The sequence below is a fragment of the Variovorax sp. GW458-11-26-14-LB1 genome (genome assembly GCF_059423965.1).
The window spans coordinates 1-4095 of sequence record NZ_JBWKYW010000100.1; the positions used below are offsets into that span (position 1 = coordinate 1).

Below are 4095 nucleotides of genomic sequence, written 5' to 3' on the forward strand. Positions count from 1 at the left end.
TCGCCTTTCTTTTGCCTACGTTTCTTTGGCGAAGCAAAGAAAAGTAGGTCGCCTGCCGGGGCGAGACCCGGCCTCGGGGAAAAAGACGATTCCAGGCCTATCAAGCCAACACCCACATCACGGTAGCGAGCGGCGGCACGCTGACCGAAATCGAATCTGCTTTCCCATGCCAGGCGGTGGGAGCGCTCTCGACAATCCCGTTCCCCACGCCGCTGCCGCCATACACCGAACCATCGGTGTTGATGATTTCGCGATAAGTCCCCGCGACAGGAACGCCAAGCCGATACGCATGCCGAGGCAACGGCGTGAAGTTGCAAGCCACCACCACAAACGTCCCATCCCGAGCCCGCCGAACAAACGCAAACACCGACTGCGCCACATCGTCATGCACGAGCCATTCGAACCCAGAACCCTCGTGGTCCAGCTCATGCAAAGCAGGAAAGTGCCGATACACATTGTTCAGATCGCGCACCAACCGCCGCACCCCTTGATGCGCCGCATGCTCGAGCAAGTGCCAGTCCAACCCGCGATCCGCATTCCACTCCGCGTACTGCGCAAACTCCCCCCCCATGAACAGCAGCTTCTTCCCCGGATAAGCCCAGAGGTACCCATACAGGTTGCGCAGCCCCGCGAACTTCTGCCATTCATCCCCAGGCATGCGCCCGATCATCGATCCCTTGCCGTGCACCACTTCGTCATGTGACAGCGGCAACACGAAGTTCTCGCTGTGCGCGTACATCAGCCCGAAGGTGATCTGCTGGTGATGGTGCTTGCGATAGACCGGATCGGTCTCGGCATACGCCAGCGTGTCGTTCATCCACCCCATGTTCCACTTGTAGTGAAACCCCAGCCCGCCGTCTTCCGGCGGCCGCGTCACGCCCGGAAAGCTCGTCGACTCTTCAGCGATGGTCACGGCCCCCGGACGCTCCACGCCCACCACGCGGTTCATGCGGCGAAGGAAATCGATGGCCTCCAGGTTCTCGCGCCCGCCCTGCGCATTCGGCACCCACTCGCCGGCCTTGCGGCTGTAGTCGCGGTACAGCATCGACGCCACCGCATCCACGCGCAGGCCGTCCACGCCGTAGCGCTCCAGCCAGTACAGCGCATTGCCCACGAGGTAGTTGCGCACCTCCGTGCGGGCGTAGTTGAAGATCAGTGTCTGCCAGTCGTTGTGGAAGCCCTCGCGCGGATCGGCGTACTCGTACAGCGCGGTGCCGTCGAAGTTGCCCAAACCGTGCGCGTCGGTCGGAAAGTGCGCGGGCACCCAGTCGAGGATCACGCCCAGCCCCGCGGCGTGTGCGGCTTCGACGAAATGGCGGAAGTCGCCGGGCGTGCCGAAGCGCGAGGTCGGCGCATACAGGCCGATGGGCTGGTAGCCCCACGAGCCGTCGAAGGGGTGCTCGGTGATGGGCAGCAGTTCGATGTGCGTGAAGCCCATGTCGCGCACATAGGGCACGAGCGTGTCGGCCAGCTCGCGGTAGTCCAGCCATTCCTGGCCGTGGTGCTTGCGGCGCCATGAGCCCAGGTGCACTTCATAAATGCTGATCGGCGCCTGGTGCGCGTTGGCCTCGGCGCGCCCGGCGGGCATCGGCACGGGCGCGGGCAGCGGTGCCACGACACAGGCGGTGCCGGGGCGCAGCTGCGACGAGAACGCGAAGGGGTCGGCCTTGCGCAGCACCTCGCCGCGCGACGACAGGATCTCGAACTCGTAGCTGTCACCGGTCGCCACGTGCGGCGCGAAGATCTCCCACACGCCGCACTCGCGGCGCAGCCGCATCATGTGGCGCCGGCCGTCCCAGTTGTTGAAGTCGCCGACCACCGACACGCGCCGCGCATTCGGCGCCCACACGGCAAAGGCCACGCCCTTCACGCCGTCGATCTCGCGCAGGTGCGCGCCCAGCCGCTCCCACGGCCGCAGGTGCGTGCCCTCGGCCAGCAGCCACACGTCGGTCTCGCCGAGCACGAAGGGAAAACGGTAGGGGTCTTCGAGCCGCGAGGCGTGCCCGGTCTCCCAGTCGACCTGGAACGAGTAGCCCATGCGCGCCTCGGCCGCGGGCACGAGGCCGCTGAACAGGTCGGAGCCCTCGTGCCGCGCAAGGATCGACAGTGGCCAGCCGGTGCGCGAATGCACCACGGCCACCTGCCGCGCGCCGGGCATCAGCGCGCGCACCTCGAGGCCGTCGGCGGTCTCGTGGGGGCCGAGCACGGCGAACGGGTCGCCATGCTCGGCGCGCATCAGCGCCTGGATGTCGGCAGCTTGGAGGAAGGGAGAAGAAGGGGGCATGGGGTTCAGCGTCCTCCTGCTTCGGCCGTCGTGCCGAAGCACACGCCATAAGGCGCCAATGTCAGCAGGGGCTTTGGATCGGCGGTGACGGTCGCGGTCGGCGCGAGCGGGTGTCCGGCCAGCGGCACCAGTGGCTCAGGCAAGGGAACCGAGACAGGTTCGATTCCTGTATTGAAGATCGCATGCAGCACCGCGTCCCCGTCGCTTCGCACGATGTGCAGCAGCGGCGCGGGTGCATCGACGAACGCCAGCGCGCCCGTGCGCAGCAGCGGCTGGGTGCGCCGCCAGTGCAGCAGCGCGCGGCTGAAGGCGAGCATCGAGTCGGGGTCGGCCTCCTGCTGGTCGACGGCCAGCGGCAGGTGCGCGCCGTCCACCGGCAACCAGGGCGTGCCGGTGCTGAAGCCGGCGTTGGGCGCCTCGGCAGTCCAGGGCATCGGCGTGCGGCAGCCGTCGCGGCCCTTGAACTCGGGCCAGAAGGCACGGCCGTAGGGGTCTTGCAGCAATTCGAAGGGCACGTCGGCCTCGGGCAGGCCGAGCTCTTCGCCCTGGTAGAGGCTGGCGCTGCCGCGCAGCGCGAGCAGCAGCGCGAGCCAGAGCCGGTCGCGGCGCGTGTCGGGCGCCTTGCCGTCGCTCCAGCGCGTGGCGACGCGCGGCACGTCGTGGTTCGACACCGCCCAGCAGCCCCAGCCGCCCGTCACCGCCAGTGCGGTGTCGAGCGATTCGACCTGGTGGCGCAGGTGCTTCGGGCTGTGGTCGGCCGTGAGTAGGCTGAAGCTGTAGGCCAGGTGCAGGCGCTTGCCGCGTTCGGTGTACTGCGCCATGACAGGCGGCGCGTTCTCGTCGCCGACCTCGCCCAGTGCGACCGCGCCGTAGCCGTCGAGCAGCCGGCGCAGGCGTTCGAGGAACACGAGGTTCTCGGGCTGGCTCTTGTCGTACAGGTGCTGCTGCATCGCGTAGGGGTTGTCGGCGCGCACGGTGCTGACCTCGCCCATCGATTCGACCGTGGCGGGCGGGTTGTCGCGCAGCAGCGCGTCGTGGAACTGGTGGTTGCAGGCGTCGAAGCGGAAGCCGTCCACGCCGCGCTCGCACCAGAAGCGCACCTCGCCGAGCAGGGCGTCCTGGACTTCGGCGCAATGGAAGTTGAGATCGGGCTGCTCGGCCAGGAAGCTGTGCAGGTAGTACTGCCGCCGGCGCGAGTCCCACTGCCAGGCCGAGCCGCCGAAGACCGAGAGCCAGTTGGTGGGCGGCGTGCCGTCGGGCCTGGGGTCGGCCCAGACGTACCAGTCGGCCTTCGGGTTGTCGCGCGAGCTGCGGCTTTCGGCGAACCAGGCGTGCTGGTCGGAGGTGTGCGAGAGCACCTGGTCGATGATGAGCTTCAGGCCCAGCGCGTGCATGCGTGCGCGCATGGCGTCGAAGTCGGCCAGCGTGCCGAACAGCGGATCGACCGCGCGGTAGTCGGCCACGTCGTAGCCGAAGTCTTTCATGGGGGAGCGGAAGAAGGGCGAGACCCAGACCGCGTCGACGCCCAGGCGGGCGACGTGGTCGAGCTTCGACGTGATGCCGGGCAGGTCGCCGACGCCGTCGCCGTTGCTGTCCATGAAGCTGCGCGGGTAGATCTGGTAGATCACCGCGCCCCGCCACCATTCGCCGTTGCTGCCGCTCATGCCTGCCCCTGTGGTCGAAATTCATTGTGGCATGCGAAATCCGGGCCAGCGGTACGCTGTGGCAGGCGGGCGCCGCGCGGAAGTGGGTAAATTCAGCAGGGCGGGGCGCTGCCGCCCCGACCCCCGACCGATGACCACCGACGACAC

At 67.9% G+C, this 4095-nt stretch carries 2 protein-coding genes; both read right to left on the reverse strand.

Annotated elements, in window-relative coordinates; all coding sequences use genetic code 11:
• Positions 1–100 precede the first annotated feature (100 nt).
• Positions 101–2284, reverse strand: coding sequence for a 1,4-alpha-glucan branching protein GlgB (glgB, locus tag AC07YS_RS31830; protein WP_495268934.1), 2184 nt, complete (start codon positions 2282–2284; stop codon positions 101–103).
• A 5-nt stretch (positions 2285–2289) separates the two neighbouring features.
• Positions 2290–3948 carry an alpha-amylase family glycosyl hydrolase gene (locus tag AC07YS_RS31835; RefSeq protein WP_495268933.1) on the reverse strand — a complete coding sequence of 553 codons (1659 nt, stop codon included), beginning with the start codon at positions 3946–3948 and terminating at the stop codon, positions 2290–2292.
• Positions 3949–4095 lie beyond the last annotated feature (147 nt).